The sequence below is a fragment of the Microbacterium sp. oral taxon 186 str. F0373 genome (assembly GCF_000411455.1).
Classification (GTDB): Bacteria; Actinomycetota; Actinomycetes; order Actinomycetales; family Microbacteriaceae; genus Microbacterium.
Genome location: NZ_KE150457.1, coordinates 339,191 through 355,086, shown reverse-complemented (window position 1 = coordinate 355,086; position 15,896 = coordinate 339,191). Strand labels below are relative to the sequence as shown.

At 69.7% G+C, this 15,896-nt stretch carries 14 protein-coding genes and 1 riboswitch; of the genes, 4 read left to right on the top strand and 10 right to left on the bottom strand.

The window, feature by feature from the left end; genetic code table 11:
- Positions 1–31 precede the first annotated feature (31 nt).
- On the bottom strand, positions 32–1,474 hold the full coding sequence (locus HMPREF1529_RS01620) for an XRE family transcriptional regulator (RefSeq protein WP_005048065.1): 1,443 nt from the start codon (positions 1,472–1,474) through the stop codon (positions 32–34).
- Positions 1,475–1,601: 127 nt separating this feature from the next.
- Between HMPREF1529_RS01620 and HMPREF1529_RS01615 the strand changes: the two genes are divergently transcribed.
- Positions 1,602–3,506 (top strand): phosphoenolpyruvate carboxykinase (GTP), encoded by a 1,905-nt coding sequence (locus HMPREF1529_RS01615; protein WP_036282625.1) that lies wholly within the window; start codon positions 1,602–1,604, stop codon positions 3,504–3,506.
- A 36-nt stretch (positions 3,507–3,542) separates the two neighbouring features.
- On the opposite strand, the gene HMPREF1529_RS01610 is transcribed toward HMPREF1529_RS01615, so the two are convergent.
- The gene (locus HMPREF1529_RS01610; RefSeq protein ID WP_016463433.1) at positions 3,543–5,459 is read right to left on the bottom strand and encodes an ABC transporter ATP-binding protein; all 1,917 of its coding nucleotides are present in this window, start codon (positions 5,457–5,459) and stop codon (positions 3,543–3,545) included.
- A 207-nt stretch (positions 5,460–5,666) separates the two neighbouring features.
- On the opposite strand from HMPREF1529_RS01610, the gene HMPREF1529_RS01605 reads away from it, so the two are divergent.
- The 3 genes from HMPREF1529_RS01605 to HMPREF1529_RS01595 are packed head-to-tail and all read left to right on the top strand — an operon-like array spanning position 5,667 to position 8,301.
- Positions 5,667–6,608 (top strand): ABC transporter ATP-binding protein, encoded by a 942-nt coding sequence (locus tag HMPREF1529_RS01605; protein ID WP_016463432.1) that lies wholly within the window; start codon positions 5,667–5,669, stop codon positions 6,606–6,608.
- Positions 6,605–7,477, top strand: a complete 873-nt coding sequence (locus tag HMPREF1529_RS01600) for an ABC transporter permease (protein ID WP_016463431.1) — start codon at positions 6,605–6,607, stop codon at positions 7,475–7,477. Before HMPREF1529_RS01605 ends, HMPREF1529_RS01600 begins: the two co-directional genes overlap by 4 nt.
- Positions 7,474–8,301 (top strand): ABC transporter permease, encoded by an 828-nt coding sequence (locus HMPREF1529_RS01595; protein WP_016463430.1) that lies wholly within the window; start codon positions 7,474–7,476, stop codon positions 8,299–8,301. Before HMPREF1529_RS01600 ends, HMPREF1529_RS01595 begins: the two co-directional genes overlap by 4 nt.
- A gap of 78 nt (positions 8,302–8,379) precedes the next feature.
- Here HMPREF1529_RS01595 and HMPREF1529_RS01590 read toward each other — a convergent pair whose 3' ends face one another.
- The 8 genes from HMPREF1529_RS01590 to HMPREF1529_RS01555 all read right to left on the bottom strand — a co-directional run bounded on the left by HMPREF1529_RS01590 (position 8,380) and on the right by HMPREF1529_RS01555 (position 15,658).
- Complete coding sequence (locus HMPREF1529_RS01590) at positions 8,380–9,774, bottom strand: MFS transporter (RefSeq protein WP_016463429.1); 1,395 nt, start codon at positions 9,772–9,774, stop codon at positions 8,380–8,382.
- 202 nt (positions 9,775–9,976) lie between these two features.
- Complete coding sequence (locus tag HMPREF1529_RS01585; RefSeq protein WP_005048079.1) at positions 9,977–10,327, bottom strand: hypothetical protein; 351 nt, start codon at positions 10,325–10,327, stop codon at positions 9,977–9,979.
- A 92-nt stretch (positions 10,328–10,419) separates the two neighbouring features.
- Positions 10,420–10,893: a 6,7-dimethyl-8-ribityllumazine synthase gene (gene ribH, locus HMPREF1529_RS01580; RefSeq protein ID WP_016463428.1), complete on the bottom strand. Its 474-nt coding sequence runs from the start codon at positions 10,891–10,893 to the stop codon at positions 10,420–10,422.
- Positions 10,890–12,170: a bifunctional 3,4-dihydroxy-2-butanone-4-phosphate synthase/GTP cyclohydrolase II gene (locus tag HMPREF1529_RS01575; protein ID WP_016463427.1), complete on the bottom strand. Its 1,281-nt coding sequence runs from the start codon at positions 12,168–12,170 to the stop codon at positions 10,890–10,892. The genes ribH and HMPREF1529_RS01575 overlap by 4 nt, the downstream gene beginning before the upstream one ends.
- A complete protein-coding gene (locus tag HMPREF1529_RS01570) occupies positions 12,167–12,820 on the bottom strand; it encodes a riboflavin synthase (RefSeq protein WP_016463426.1) in 654 nt (217 codons plus the stop codon). The genes HMPREF1529_RS01575 and HMPREF1529_RS01570 overlap by 4 nt, the downstream gene beginning before the upstream one ends.
- The gene (gene ribD / locus HMPREF1529_RS01565) at positions 12,820–13,899 is read right to left on the bottom strand and encodes a bifunctional diaminohydroxyphosphoribosylaminopyrimidine deaminase/5-amino-6-(5-phosphoribosylamino)uracil reductase RibD (RefSeq protein WP_016463425.1); all 1,080 of its coding nucleotides are present in this window, start codon (positions 13,897–13,899) and stop codon (positions 12,820–12,822) included. The genes HMPREF1529_RS01570 and ribD overlap by 1 nt, the downstream gene beginning before the upstream one ends.
- A 69-nt stretch (positions 13,900–13,968) precedes the next feature.
- A riboswitch (FMN riboswitch) is annotated at positions 13,969–14,121 on the bottom strand.
- A gap of 69 nt (positions 14,122–14,190) precedes the next feature.
- Positions 14,191–15,054, bottom strand: coding sequence for an Fpg/Nei family DNA glycosylase (locus HMPREF1529_RS01560; RefSeq protein ID WP_016463424.1), 864 nt, complete (start codon positions 15,052–15,054; stop codon positions 14,191–14,193).
- Between the two features lie 40 nt (positions 15,055–15,094).
- On the bottom strand, positions 15,095–15,658 hold the full coding sequence (locus HMPREF1529_RS01555; protein WP_016463423.1) for a GNAT family N-acetyltransferase: 564 nt from the start codon (positions 15,656–15,658) through the stop codon (positions 15,095–15,097).
- Between the last annotated feature and the right edge of the window lie 238 nt (positions 15,659–15,896).

The following is a 15,896-nucleotide window of genomic DNA, read 5'->3' as shown; positions in this document are numbered from 1 at the left end:
GTCGGTCTCCGTCACATCCGCGGAGCGCCCGTCAGCCCTGGGCGTGCCGGTCGAGGAAGGCGTAGACCTCGCCGTCGTCGACGCCGGGGAAGGCGCCGCGCGGCAGCGGTGAGAACATCTGCATGTGCACGCGGGCACTCGGCCACGCGCGACCCTCCCAGCGCGCCGTGAGATCGGCATCCGGCCGTCGGCAACACGACTCATCGGGGCACGTCGAGATCGCGCGCTTCTGCGTCTCGCGGCCGCGGAACCAGCGCGCGTCGTCGAAAGGCACCCCGACGGTGATCGAGAACTCGCCGTCCGAGGTGCGTCCGGTCTGCGACGAGCACCAGAACGTGCCGGCCGGGGTGTCGGTGTACTGGTAGTGCTCGACCGTGCGGTTCTGCTCCGAGAAGGCGGCGCGCGCGGCGAAATGCCGGCACACGACTTGTCCCTCGACCGATCCGGTGACGTCCATCGGCAGCGGCAGGTCATCGTTCTCGTAGGCGCGGGTGATGGCGCCCGAGCCGTCGACCCGCAGGAAGTGCAGGCGGATGCCGATGTGCTGCGTCAGGAGGTTCGTCAGCCGCATGCCGGCGGCCTCGTGGGTCACGCCGAACGCATCGCGGAAGTCCTCGACGGCCAGGTTGCGATCCTTCTTCGCCTGGGTCAGGAAGGCGACCGAGGCGGTCTCGGGCATGAGACAGCAGGCCGCGAAGTAGTTGATTTCGAGCCGCTGCTGGAGGAAGTCGGCGTAGTCACTGGGCGGTGTGTGTCCGAGCAGCCGGTGGGCCATGGCCTGTAGGGCCATCGAGCGCAGGCCGTGGCCGCCGGGGATCGATGCCGGCGGCAGGTAGATCCTGCCGTTCTCCAGGTCGGTGACCGAGCGGGCCGAGTGGGGGAGATCATCGACGTAGATCAGTTCGAAACCGAGCTGGGACGCCATGATGCTGACCGTGCGGTGGGTGAGGGCGCCCGAGACGTGGCCGGCGGCCTTCAGCTGCTTCTCCGCGAGCTTTTCGATCTCGGGGAGGTAGTTGTCCTTGGCGCGCATGCGCAGGCGCAGCTCCGTGTTCGCGCGTCGGGCCTCCTCAGGCGTAGCGATCGCCGCGCGCTCGCGCCGCTGCAGCTCACGGTGCAGCCCCAGCACAGACTCGATTGTCTCGTCGGAGGTCGCCTTGGTCACCCGCAGAGCCGGGATGCCGAGGCTGCGGAAGACGGGGGACTGCTGCGCACGTTCGAGTTCGAGCTCGAGGGCGGCCCGGCGGTTGGGCGGCTCGGCGGAGAGCAGATCGGTGACGTCGGTGCCGGTGGCGGCGGCGATCGCCTGCAACAGCGAAAGCTTCGGCTCGCGCTTGCCGTTCTCGATCAGGCTCAGCTGGCTGCCGGCGACGCCGACGATCGCGCCGAGCTCGTCGAGGGTGAGCCCGTGCGACACCCGTTGGTGACGGATGCGATGACCGAGCGTCGACAGCTCTAGGGACGTGGGTGGCATTCCTTGAGCATAGCGAAAGAATCACGTTTCTTGACGACGTCAGGGCATGCAAATCCGTCGTGAGGAGCTCAATCTAGAAGAGACCCCTCCGGATCGCCCCACCGACGCCACGCTGAAGGAGCCCGACATGGCCATCGCCGACATGTTCACCCGCCCGACCGCCATTCGCACCGCCACGGGGGCCGACGCGGCCGACGAGCCCCGCGGCGGGTTCGGGATGCGACCGGTCCTGGCCGGCGCAGGCTTGGAGGCGCTGCTCGCCTGGGTCGACGAGGTCGCCGCCCTGACGCAGCCCGCGCGCATCCACTGGGTCGACGGTTCCCGCGCCGAGAACGAGGCTCTTCTTCGCCAGCAGGTCGACGAAGGCAAGCTCATCAAGCTCAACCCCGAGTGGCGACCGGGCTCCTACCTCGCCCGCTCGCACCCGAGTGACGTCGCTCGCACGGAGGCGCGCACCTTCATCGCCTCGGCGCGACAGGAGGATGCCGGCCCCACCAACAACTGGGCACAGCCCGATCAGATCCGGGCGACCATCACCCCGCTGTTCGAGGGGTCGATGCGGGGACGCACGATGTACGTCGTGCCCTTCTCGATGGGCGCCGTCGGCGGTCCGCTCTCGCACATCGGCGTACAGATCACCGACAGCGCGTACGCGGTGACCTCGATCGGCATCATGACGCGCGTCGGCACTGCGGTGCTGGAGCAGATCGCCGCCGGCAAGCCCTGGGTCAAGACGGTGCACTCGGTCGGCGCGCCCCTGGCCCCCGGCCAGGAAGACGTCGCCTGGCCCTGCAACGACGAGAAGTACATCGTGCACTTTCCCGACACGCTCGAGGTGTGGTCGTTCGGATCGGGCTACGGCGGCAACGCGATCCTCGCGAAGAAGTGCTTCGCACTGCGCATCGCCTCGGTCATCGGACGTGAGGAAGGGTGGCTCGCCGAGCACATGCTGCTGATCCGCGTCATCAGCCCGGAGGGCAAGCGCTTCCACCTCGCCGCCGCCTTCCCCTCGGCGTGCGGCAAGACCAATCTCGCAATGCTGCGTCCCACGATCCCGGGATGGCGGGTCGAGACCCTCGGCGACGACATCGCGTGGCTTCGCCCCGGCGAAGACGGTCGGCTGTGGGCCATCAATCCCGAGGCCGGATTCTTCGGGGTGGCGCCGGGAACGGGCGCGTCGACCAACGTGGCCGCCGTCGAAACGCTCTGGGGCAACACGATCTTCACGAACGTGGCTCTGCGTCCCGACGGAGACGTGTGGTGGGAGGGTCTCACCGACGACGTGCCGCAGGAGCTGATCGACTGGGAGGGCAAGCACTGGACCCCGGCCATGGGCCGCCCGGCCGCCCACCCCAACTCGCGCTTCACCGTCAGCGCCGGACAGTGCCCGCAGATCGCCCCCGACTGGGAGACGCCCGAGGGCGTGCCGCTGGACGGCATCCTGTTCGGCGGGCGCCGCGCTACGAACGTCCCGCTCGTGCTCGAGGCCACCGATTGGACCCACGGCGTGTTCCTCGGCTCGAACATCTCCTCCGAGCGCACCGCCGCTGCCGAAGGGACCGTCGGCGAGCTGCGCCGCGACCCCTTCGCGATGCTCCCGTTCTGCGGCTACAACATGGCGGACTACTTCGGCCACTGGCTCAAGGTCGGCCAGCGTCTGCGCTTCGACCGCGCCCCGCGCATCTTCCAGGTCAACTGGTTCCGCAAGGGCGAGGACGGCCGCTTCCTCTGGCCGGGATTCGGCGACAACGCACGCGTGATCGACTGGATCATCCGCCGCATCGAGGGAGTGGTCCCCGCCATCGACAGCCCGATCGGACGGCTGCCGCGCACGGAGGATCTGAACCTCGACGGCATCGAGGTGCCCGATGCCGACCTCGACGCCCTGTTCGCGATCGACCGCGACCTGTGGCTGCAGGAGGCCGAGCTCACGGAGGAGTTCTACCGCACGTTCGAGGGGCGGGTGCCGCCGGCCCTGTACGCCGAACTCGCCGCTCTTCGCTACCGCCTCAAGCTCGCGGCGGTGGGGTGATACGGCTGACGCGCACGCGTGTGTCGTGATCGCGGGTCAGACGAGCAGCTGGTGCTTCGCGAGGTCGCGATAGAGCGGGACGGTCTCGACGAGTTCGGAGTGGGTGCCCTGCCCGACCACTCTGCCGTGGTCTATCACGACGATCAGATCACTGTCCACGACCGTCGACAACCGGTGCGCGATCACGACGAGCGTCCGCCCCGCGGCGACGGCGTCGATCGCCTCGCGCATGCGCTGCTCGTTGAGGCCATCGAGCGATGACGTCGACTCGTCCAGCAGCAGAATCGGGGGAGCAGCCAGCAGCGCTCGGGCGATCGCGAGCCGCTGCCGTTCGCCGCCCGACAGCATGACACCGGCCTCACCCACCGGTGCGTCCAGACCCAGATGCGAGCGCTCCAGGACCTCGCCGAGGTTCACGGCGCGCAGCACGCGCACGCACTCCTCGTCGGATGCCGACGGCGACGCCAACCGCAGGTTGTCGGCGATCGTCCCGGCGAGGGTCGGTGCATCCTGTTCGACATAGCCGAGCTGGGCGCGCAGCCGCGTGCGATCGATGCCGCGGAGATCGACGCCGTCGAGCAGGATCGAGCCCGCCGTCGGGTCGTAGAACCGCTCGATCAGCGCGAGGGTGGTGGACTTGCCCGCACCCGACGGCCCGACCAGGGCGACGCGCGCCCCGCGCGGCACGCGGAACGACACGCCGCGCAGCACCTCGCCGGCCGCTTCCGAGACCGCCACCGTCGCGTCGGCGTGGGCCTCGGCGAGCAGGGCCGCCGCCTCGGTCTCCGAGCGACGGCGCGCGCTGACCACGGCATCCGGATACGCGAAATGCACGTCGCGGAACTCGATCGCCGACGTCGTCTCGTGGTTCTCATGCGCGGCGGCCGTCGAGATCGGGGAGGTGCCGACGGCGACGGATGCCGCGACCTCCGCATCGCACGCCGTCTCGGTGCGCAGGTCCAGCACCTCCTGGATGCGTCCCAGTGCGCCCAGGGCCTGCCCGACCGAGGTGATCGCTCCGAAGAACGAGCCGAGGGGCTGCACGAGGAAGAACAGGAACATCACGAACGTCACCAGCCCGGCGATCGTGATCGCGCCGGAGGCGACGCGCAAGCCGCCGACGCCGAGGACGACGAGCAGCGACAGCTGGAGGGCGACGCCGGCGACCGGCACCACGAACGCCGATGCCTTCGCGACCTGCACGCCGGCCTCGTACGCACCGCGCGCCGTGTGCTCGATGCTCTCGCGTTCACGGTCGGACGCACCCGAGGCGCGGATCGTGCGGATCGATCCGACGGCGCGCTCCACCCCCGAGGCCAGCTCGCCCACCTTCTCCTGCTGCACGGCGGTCGCCCGGCGGATCCGCCCGCTGAGCGCCACCACGACGGCGACCGACGCGCCGACGACGACGAGGATGAGCACCAGCAGCACCGGATCGATGATGAACATCGCCACGATCGCCCCCACGAAGATGAGCGCATTGCCGATCGAGTCCGCCAGCCCCTGGGTGAGCACCGCGTACAGCAGGGTCGTGTCGGTGCCGACGCGCGAGACGAGGTCGCCCGTGCGCCGTGCGTCGTACTCCTGCACGGGAAGGTGCAGCAGCTGTGCGATGAGACGGCGCCGACTCGAGTAGACGACCGCCGTGCCCGTGCGCTGCAGGAGGAAATGCTGGATGCCGCTGATCACCGAGGAGGCGACGACGAGACCCACCAGCACCCACACCAGCAGACCCAGCGGGTTCTGCTTCTGCACCCGGTCGATGACCTGGCCGACCACCAGCGGCTGGGCGAGGGTCGCGACGGCGGCGAGCACGCTCAGCACAGCGACGACGACGAGCACGCCCTTCTGCTCGAAGACGAAGGGGAGCAGCTGTCGCAGACTCGCTCGAGGACCGTCATCGGGGGCGCGGCGACGGGAGCGGGAAGGGCGGGTGGTGCTGGCAGAGGACATGAGGCGCTTTCCTGCGGTGTTCGGGTACTTCTATCTTCTCTCTCGACGACGGCTGCCGGTGCCGCCCTGGCGACGCGCGCCGGTGCTCGCTGTCAACGCGCGGTGACGCTCATCCGTCCGCAGGTGTCGCCACCCGACGCCGACAACGCCAGAACGGGACGGATGAAGCGGGTTTGCCGTGTCCCAGGCCCTGGGTAGGGTGGATCGGTGCCTGCTCCTGTCATCTCCGCGCATCAGCTCGTGAAGTCCTACAAGGTCAAGGGCAAGCCCGACTTCGTCGCCGTCGACGGGCTCAGCTTCGAGGTCGCGCCCGGTGAGTCGTTCGGTCTTCTCGGTCCCAACGGCGCCGGCAAGTCGACGACGATGAAGATGATCGGTGCGGTCTCCACCCGCTCCGGCGGCGACCTGCAGATTCTCGGCCTCGACCCGGACCGCTACGGTCCCGAGATCCGCTCGCGGCTCGGCGTCGTGCCGCAGCAGGACAACCTCGACGGCGAGCTCAACGCCCGCGAGAACCTGTACATCTACGGCCGGTACTTCGGTCTTTCGAGCAAGGTGTGCCACGAGAAGGCCGATGAGCTGCTCGCCTTCGCGCAGCTCGAGGAAAAGGCGAAGAACAAGGTCGACCAGCTCTCCGGCGGCATGAAGCGGCGCCTCACCATTGCGCGCGGCCTCATCAACGACCCGCGCATCCTGCTGCTCGACGAGCCGACGACGGGCCTCGACCCGCAGGCACGCCACGTCCTGTGGGACCGCCTGTTCCGCCTCAAGGAGCGGGGCACGACCCTGGTGCTGACCACGCACTACATGGACGAGGCCGAGCAGCTGTGCGACCGGCTCATCGTCGTCGACAAGGGCCGCATCATGGCCGAGGGCACCCCGGCATCCCTCATCCGAGAGCACTCCAGCCGGGAAGTGCTCGAGGTGCGTTTCGGCTCCGACCGCAACGCCCAGGTCGCCGGACAGCTGGCCGGCATCGGCGACCGTGTCGAGGTGCTTCCCGATCGCATCCTCATCTACGCCGACAACGGCGAGGCCGCTCTCGAGCGCGTGAGCGCGCAGGGGCTCGAGCCGATCACCTCGCTGGTGCGGCGCTCGTCGCTGGAAGACGTGTTCCTGCGCCTCACGGGAAGGTCGCTGATCGAATGAGCGCCGCCCAGACGGATGCCGGGACGCACCCCAGCCTGGACGAACTGCGTGCCGAAGCGATGCAGTGGGGGCGCAAGCCCCGCCGCCGCGGCGGGTGGTACGTCACCGAGCACATGGTCCGCGCGATGCGCGCCTACGGGTGGACGATCATCGTCGGCGCGGTCGGTCAGCCGATCCTCTACCTGCTCGGCCTCGCGGTCGGCCTCGCCGCACTCATCCGCGTGCCGATCGTCGAGCACGGCCAGGAGGTGAGCTACCTCATGTTCGTCGCTCCGGCGCTCCTGGCGACCGCGACCATCTCGGTGGCCAGCGAAGAGCTCACCTACCCGGTCATGGCGGGCTTCAAATGGCGCCGCTACTTCTACGGCTTCAACGCCTCGCCGCTGTCGAGCCCGCAGATCGCCAACGGCGTCGTCGCCGGAGCGACCGCGCGGATGGTCGTCGCCTCGGCTGCCTACTACCTCATCGTGTGGCTGCTGCCGTTCGGCGCGGTGCCGCACCCCGCGACGGGATGGCTCGCGGTGTTCGCCGGTGTGCTGGCCGGGCTCGCCTTCGGCATCCCGCTCATGGCCTACGCGGGTTCGATCGAAGACGACAAGGGGCAGTTCGCACTCGTGCAGCGCTTCCTGTTCATGCCGATGTTCCTCTTCTCCGGCACGTTCTATCCGCTGGACTCGCTGCCGCTGTGGTTGCAGTGGATCGGGTGGGTCTCACCGCTCTGGCACGGCGCCGAACTCGGCCGCGTCGCGACCTACGGCGCGGCCGTCGACCCGGTGATGGTGTCGGTCCACCTCGTCTACCTGCTCGCCCTCGCGGTGGTCGGCTACCTGTTCGCCCGCCGCGTCTTCACCGAGAGGCTCGCGAAGTGAGCGCCGTCGTCGAGGTGTCCTCCACCGTGGCCCGTCGCGGGGGCGTGCGCGCGCTCTGGGCGGGCAACCCCGGTGCTGTCGTCCAGCGCGGCCTCATCGCCGCGCGGTCCTCCAGCTGGGCGGTCGTGCTCTCGGGCTTCTTCGAGCCGGTGTTCTACCTCGCCTCGATGGGCATCGGTCTCGGCGCGCTGATCGGCGACGTCGAGACCGCCCAGGGCGCGAGCATCAGCTACGCCGCCTTCATCGCGCCGGCGCTGCTGGCCGTCTCGGCGATGAACGGGGCGATCTACGACTCCACGTGGAACGTCTTCTTCAAGCTCAACTACGGCAAGCTCTACGAGGGCATGCTCGCCACCTCGCTCGGCCCGCTCGATGTCGCCCTGGGCGAGATCCTCTACGCGCTCCTGCGTGGGCTGGCGTATGCGACCGGGTTCATGATCATCATGCAGATCCTCGGGCTCAACCTCGCCTGGACGGCGGTGCTCGCCCTGCCTGCGGTGGTCCTGATCGCGTTCGGCTTCGCGAGTCTCGGCATGGCCGTCACCAGCTACATGAAGACGTTCCAGCAGATGGACTGGATCAACTTCGTACTGCTGCCGATGTTCCTCTTCTCCGCCACCTTCTACCCGATCACCGTCTACCCCGGCTGGGTTCAGCAGATCGTCATGGCCCTGCCGCTGTGGCACGGGGTCGAGCTGATCCGGGGGCTGACGACCGGCATCCTCAACGTCGACATGCTGTGGCACGTGCTCTATTACGTCGTGATGATCGCGATCGGTCTCGTGTTCACCACGAAGCGGCTGCGCGCGCTGTTCCTCGACTGAGCGCCCGCCACTCAGGCGCAGAACGGCGGATGCCGCGGCCCGTGCGGGTCGCGGCATCCGCCGTTCGTGCGTGAGTCGTCAGAGTGAGCCGGTCTCGCCGAGCCCGATGTTCGTCTCGTAGTCGACGTCCTTGGTCTCGCGAGACAGGATCAGCGCGATGAGGGTGAGTACCGCCGAGCCCGACAGGTAGAGGCCCACGAGCCAGGGCTCTCCGCCGGCGGCGGCCCACAGCCCCAGTGCGATCGACGGTGCGACGGCGGCGCCGAGGATCGACGAGACGTTGTAGGCGATCGCCGAGCCGGTGTAGCGGACGTTCGTCGGGAAGAGCTCCGGCAGCACGGCGCCCATGGGGCCGAAGGTGGCTCCCATCAGCATGAAGCCGAACACGAGGAAGGCCTGTACCAGCGCACCCGTGAACTTCGGATCGACGGCCGGAAGCAGGAAGACGTTGAACGTGAGGCCGAGCACGCCGATCAACGCCGTGACCCAGATGAGGAGCTTGCGGCGGCCGACCGCGTCGGCGATGGGGCCCGACAGCAGGGTGAACACCCCGAAGAACACCACGCCGATGATCTGCATGATGACGAAGTCGGTGTAGCCGAAGCCGAGGCCGGCGACCGGCGCATCCGTCGCCTTCGTGCCGTAGGCGAGGGTGAAGCTCGTCATCAGGTAGAAGAGCACGTAGGTGGCCAGCATGATGAACGTGCCGAGGATAAGGTTCTTCCAGTGTCCGCGGACGACCTCACCCAGGGGGAAGCGGCGGATCGCGCCCTTCTTCTCTGCGGTCGTGAACGTCTCGGACTCGACGAGCTTGAGGCGTACCCACAGGCCGATGATCACCATCACGGCCGAGAAGAGGAAGGGCACGCGCCAGCCCCAGGCGAGGAACGCCTCGGAGCGCTGGGTCGGCCCGTCGGGGTGGGGGAGGGCGAAGTTGATCACGAGGAAGAGCGCGTTGGCGATGATGAAGCCGATGGGTGCGCCCAGCTGGGGGAACGTGCCGTACCAGGCGCGCTTTCCCTGGGGGGCGTTCTCGGTTGCGACGAGCGCGGCGCCCGACCACTCGCCACCGAGCGCGAAGCCCTGGAACAGGCGCAGCACGAGCAGCAGCAGCGCAGCCCACCACCCGATGTTGCCGTAGGTGGGCAGGCATCCGATGAGGAAGGTCGCGATGCCCATCGTGAGCAGCGATGCGACAAGGGTGGCCTTGCGGCCGAAGCGGTCGCCGAAGTGGCCGAACACGACGGCGCCGATGGGTCGGGCGATCATCGCCGCGCCGAACACGGCGAACGACGACAGAAGAGCCGTCGTGTCGTCGCCGGTCGGGAAGAACAGCGCCGGGAATACCAGAACGGCGGCGGTCGCGTAGACGTAGAAGTCGTAGAACTCGATCGTCGTGCCGACGAGGCTCGCGGTGATCACGCGAGCGCGGGAGTTGACGGGCGCGGCGGGGGCCGCGGTGGCGGTGGACATGCGCAGAGGCTACCTATCGATGAGAGATCGCAGGTCCTCGTGGGACGCACCGGTGGTGGGCGTCCGGGGCAGGGGTGTGTGCAGCGGGCGCCGCGACAATGAGGTCACCGGGGCGCCGGCAGGTTCCCGGCGCACGGCTAAAGAGTCTACGCCGCGTGGCGCGTCTCGTTCGTGCAGCGGGAACCGGCCGGCGTCGACGCGGTCAGCGCCAGAGGACGGCGAGGGCGGCGTTGAGGAAGGTCAGGATGCCGACCAGCCAGAACATGGCCGGCGGCACGGATCCGGTCTTGCGCTGGCGTGCGGTGCCGATGCCCAGCAGAGCGCCGATCGCGAGCAGCACGACGAGCTTGACGCCCAGCTTCGTGTAGTTGAGCGGGTAGTCGATGCCCCACGGCGCGGCCAGGGCGAGGCCGGCGACGGCGGCGACGAGCATGCCCCACGTCATCAGGCGGGTGACGCGCCGCTGTCCCACCGCCTCGACGACCCAGGCCCCGAAGAGGATGGCGAATCCGGTGAGGTGGACGAGGACGACGGCGTGACGCAGGATCTCCATGCCTTCAGCCTAACTGATAGTGCACGCCTCCGCGCCCCCCGGCCGTCGAGCGAGCGCAGCGAGTCGAAACGCGGCTTCTGGTCGGCGCGGCGTCAGCCGCGAAGGCGCTGCAGCAGCAGCGCGGTGCGCAGCGCGGCATCCGCCGCCTCGGCGCCCTTGTCCTCCTTCGAGCCGGGAAGGCCCGCCCGGTCGATGCCCTGCTGCTCGTCGTCCAGCGTCAGCACCCCGAAGCCGACCGGCTTGCCCGTGTCGAGCGCGACGCGCGTCAACCCGTCGGTGGCCGCCGACGAGACGAACTCGAAGTGCGGGGTGCCCCCGCGGATGATGACACCGAGTGCGACGACGGCGTCCGCCCCGGCATCCAGGGCCGCCTTCGCCGCGACCGGCAGCTCGAACGAGCCGGGAACGCGCTCCAGGCTCCACTCGGCCCCGGATGCCGCGAGCACCCGCTCCGCGCCGGCGATCAGGCCGTCGGTGATGACGTCGTGCCAGAGGCCGGCGATGACGACGACCCGCAGTCCGGTCGCGTCGATCGGGACGGTCTGGGGGGCTCCGTGGCCGCTCATGCGTGCTCCTCCGTGCTGTGGGCGAGAGCCGCGTCGAGCTCTGCCGCGCTGATGATGTGGCCCATGCGATCGCGCTTGGTGGCCAGGTACTGATGGTTGTTGGCGCCGACGCCGACGAGCAGCGGCACCTGCTCGACGATATCGAGTCCGAGCTCGCGCAGCTGCTTCACCTTGTCGGAGTTGTTGGTCAGCAGCCGGATGCTGTCCACACCCAGATCCGCGAGGATGCCGCCGGCTGCCGCGTAGTCGCGGGCGTCGGCGGGCAGGCCCAGCGCGAGGTTCGCATCGACGGTGTCGAGGCCCCGCTCCTGCAGGCTGTAGGCGCGCAGCTTGTTGATGAGCCCGATGCCGCGTCCCTCGTGGCCGCGCATGTAGATGACGACGCCGCCGTCCTTGTCGATGCGCTCCAGCGCGGCATCCAGCTGCGGGCCGCACTCGCACTTCTGGGAGCCGAAGGCTTCACCGGTGAGGCACTCGGAATGCACGCGCACGAGCGGGGCCTCCTCGGTGAGGTCACCCGAGACGACCGCAATGTGGTCGGTGCCGGTGACGCGGTCCTTGTACGCCAGAAAGCGGAACGTTCCGTGCGAGGTGGGAACGGTCGCCTCGGCACGCAGGCTCACACGGCGCTTCTGCGCCGCCGCCTGTGCAGCGGGCGCGGCGACCGGTTCGACCTCGTCGAGGTAGGAGATGAGCTGTTCGATCGTGATCACCGCAACGCCCTCGCGCGCGCCCATCTCCATCAGGCCCGGCAGGCGCATCATCGACCCGTCCTCGGCGACGACCTCGCCGATCGCCGCGACAGGCTGCAGACCCGCGAGACGCATCAGCTCGACGCCGGCCTCGGTGTGACCCGCACGCTCGCGCACGCCACCGTCCACCGCGCGCAGCGGCAGGATGTGACCCGGCCGGATCACCGACGACGGCACGGATGCCGGGTCGGCGAGCACATTGAGGGTGTGCGAGCGGTCGGTCGCGCTGATGCCGGTCGAGACGCGGTCGGCGGCATCCACGCTCACCGTATACGCGGTGCCGCGAGCGTCCTCGTTCACCGCGACCATCGGCGGCAGGTCGAGGCGGTCGGCCCACTCGGCGGGCATGGGCGCGCAGATGAAGCCGCTGGACCAGCGGATCGTCCAGGCGAGCCACTCGGGCGTGGCGAGCTGGGCCGACAGGATGATGTCACCCTCGTTCTCGCGGTTCTCATCGTCGGCGACGATGACGGGACGTCCGGCGCGCAGCGCTTCGAGGGCCTCGGGGATGGTGGCAAGGCTCATCGTGAGCCTCCTTCGGTGATGGAGTCGGCGGAATCGGAAACGGTGGGGGCGAAGGCGAGCAGGCGCTGCACGTGGCGCGCCAGGATGTCGGTCTCGAGGTTGACGCGGTCGCCGGCAACGCGGTCGCCGAGGGTCGTCGCCTCGAGGGTTTCGGGGATCAGTGACACTTCGAACCACGCGTCGGGCGCCGCGGCATCCGACGCGTTCGAGACGGTGAGGGAGACCCCGTCGACCGCGATCGATCCCTTGTCGACAACGAGGGGGGCGAGCTCTGCGGGCAGCGAGATGCGGATGACCCGCCACTCGGCACCGGGGCGCACCTCCCGTACGGTGCCGGTGCCGTCGACGTGTCCCTGAACGATGTGTCCGCCCAGGCGGCCGTGTGCGGCCATGGCGCGCTCGAGGTTGACGCGGGTGCCGGGGCCGAATGCGCCGAGGGTCGCCATATCCAGGCTCTGGCGCATCACGTCGGCGGTGAACCAGTCCTCGCCCTGGTCGACGACGGTCAAGCAGACGCCGCTGACCGAGATCGAGTCGCCGTGGTGCGCGTCGGAAACGGCCAGCGGCGCACGGACGGTCATCCGCACACCGTCACCCGACGGCTCGACGGCGACGATCTCGCCGCGCTCTTCGATGATTCCGGTGAACATCAGTTCTCTTCCTTCGTGGTGGAGGTGTGTGAGCAGGCCGTGCCGTCGAACCGGCCGACGATGAGCAGGTCGTCGCCGAGATGTTCCACGGATGCCGCGCGCAGTCGCCGCTGGTCGCCGATCGAGGTGACGCCGATATCGCCGAGGGCCAGGCGAGGCCCCCCGAGCAGGGTGGGAGCGACGTACACGAGCACCTCGTCGGCGAGCTGCTGGCGGAGGAAGGACGATGCGAGAGTCGGTCCCCCCTCGACGAAGACGCGGTGTGCGCCGAGCTCGCGGAGGCGCTCCAGAAGGTCGGGCAGATCCTCGCCCTCGTCCTGCATGAACGGGCGCGGATGCCGGCGCACGGCGGCTTCCTGCGGCACGGCTCGGGTCCCGACGACCACCGGCCGCGGCTGCTCGTCATAGAGCGAGCCGTCGGGGCGGCGTGCGGTGAGGGCGGGATCGTCGGCCAGCAGCGTGCCGGTGCCGACCACGATCGCGTCGGCGAGGCTGCGGCGGCGATGCACATCGGTGCGGGCTGCCGGACCGGTGATCCACTGGCTGGTGCCGTCGGCGGCGGCGCCGCGGCCGTCGAGCGACTGCGCCCACTTCACGGTGACGTGGGGGCGGCCGAGCCGCTGCACCTCCAGCCAGGAGGCCAAGAGCGCGCCACCCTCGTCGGCGCGCCAGCCGCCGATCACGTCGACCCCGGCCTCGCGCAGACGTGCGGCGCCGCCCGAAGAGGCCTCGCCGGGATCGGTGACGGCGAACACCACGCGCGCGATGCCGGCGGCGATGAGCGCTTCGCTGCAGGGACCGGTGCGGCCGGTGTGGTTGCACGGTTCGAGGGTGACGACGGCGGTCGCGCCGCGCGCGGCATCCGCTCCCGCCGCGGCGGCGAGGTTCGTCAGCGCGTCGACTTCGGCGTGAGCCGTGCCGGCTCCCCGGTGCCACCCTTCGGCGAGCACCTCGCCGTCGGAGGAGAGCAGCACGGCGCCGACCTGCGGGTTGATGCCGCGCGGCCCCCGTCGAGCGATCTCGAGGGCGCGCTGCATCGCACGGTCGATCGCCGTGTCGTCGCGGTCTGTCGCGGCCATCCGTCGTCCTCCTGTGAGGCTCCGGGGCACGGCCGACACCGCAGACGCCGCCGCGTGCGCGCGACCACGTCCGTGCTGCCTCCCATCCGGACTAGCGATCGGGTTCTGTCGAACCGTCACGCATCACCGTCGGTCCCGGAATTCCACCGGATCAACCCCTCGTGAGAGGGGCTCGCGGACTGTCACCGCCGGTTCGGATTCACACCGACCCCGGAGCACGTTTCTTGCACTTGATCCTACTCAACGCCCCGCCGACGTTTTCATTCCATGTCGGTCGCGAGGGGCGCTGCGCTACTTCAGCAGCCGCGACAGTCGCCGGTCGGCGAGTAGCTTTCCGCCCGTCTGACAGGTGGGGCAGTATTCCAGCGAGTTGTCTGCGAAGAAGACGCTGCGCACCTCGTCGCCGCACACCGGGCATGCCTCGCCGCGCCGGCCGTGCACCGCCATGCCACGGCGCTTCGCGTCCTTCAGATCGGCGGGCGGCTTGCCGGACGCGGTGGCGACGGCATCCGTCAGGGTCGTGCGCATCGCGTCGTAGAGCCTGTCGACCTCGTGGTCGGCAAGACCGGCCGCCAGGGCGTAGGGCGACATGCGCGCGGCGTGCAGGATCTCGTCAGAGTACGCGTTGCCGATGCCGGCGACGATCGACTGGTCGCGCAGCACGCCCTTGATCTGGGTGCGCCGACCGGCCAGAAGGCCGGCGAGCACATCCCGCGTGAACTCCTCCGCGAGCGGGTCGGGGCCGAGGCGGGCGATGCCGGGGACATCCTGTGGGTCGCGGGCGACGTAGACGGCGAGCGATTTCTTGGTGCCGGCCTCGGTCAGATCGAACCCGCCGCCGTCGTCGAGGCGCACGCGCAGGGCGATCGGCGTCTTGCCCGGTCGGATCACCGTGTCGGGCACCGTCTCGTACCAGCGCAGCCAGCCGGCCTTGGCGAGGTGGAAGACGAGATGGATGCCGGCATCCGTCGCCAGGTCGACGAACTTGCCCGAGCGGCGGGCGTGGCTGAGGCGACCACCGACGAGTGCGTCGATCGGCGGGTCGTAGGTCTTCAGCGCCGCGATGTGGGCGACGGTCACTTTCGTGATCGTCCGGCCCGTCGCGCGCTCACCCAGGAAATCGACGAGACCTTGCACCTCCGGCATCTCGGGCATGGCCTCATCCTGCCACTGCGTACCGACACCGCATCAGGGCTCAGTCGGCAGGGAGCCACACCTGCGGGGTGCGCTCATCCTCGGCGAGCAGCCCCGCGATGAGGCCGTCGGCGCGCACACCGGCACCGTTGACGAGGGCCGCCCGCACGCGGCCCTCGTAGCGGAAGCCGAGTCGCTGGGCGACGCGGTGCGACGCGGGATTGTCGACCACGGCGCGCCACTCGATCCGCCGCAATCCGAGCCCGTCGGGAGAAAACCCCCAGTCGATCACGCAGCGCGCGGCCTCCGAAACCAGCCCCTGACCGCGGACGGCGGGCGTCATCCAGTACCCCAGCTCACCGGACCCCTGGTTGAGGCGGTGCAAGCCCATCATCCCCGCCAGCGCGCCCTCGTGGCGCACCGCCCAGGTCGCCTCCGTCCCGGCATCCCACCAGCCCGCGACCTTGGCGACGAACCCCTCGGCGTGCGTGCGCTCATACGGCGACGGAACCGTCGTGAAGCGTTGGATCAGCTCGTCCTGGCAGGCGGCGTAGATCGCGTCGACGTCGTTCTCGGTCGGCAGCGAGAGCTCGAGTCGCGCCGTCCGCAGGGTCACCGGTTGCATGCCGCGAGCCTATCCGCCCGCGCGCGCGGTCCCGCCGGCCCGGGCGTATACGGGTACGAGGACGGCCCGCGCCCGCAGGGGCTCGTGCCGACTCCGACGACGGCTCTCGCGATCCGTATTCAGTCTCGGAGGGATGTCACCTCCGCACGCGCCGCGATTTTTTGCGGTCGCTCGAGTGCGATCCGGCGGCGGGGACTGAATACGGAACACCCCTATTGCGGCATCCGTCACCGCCAGA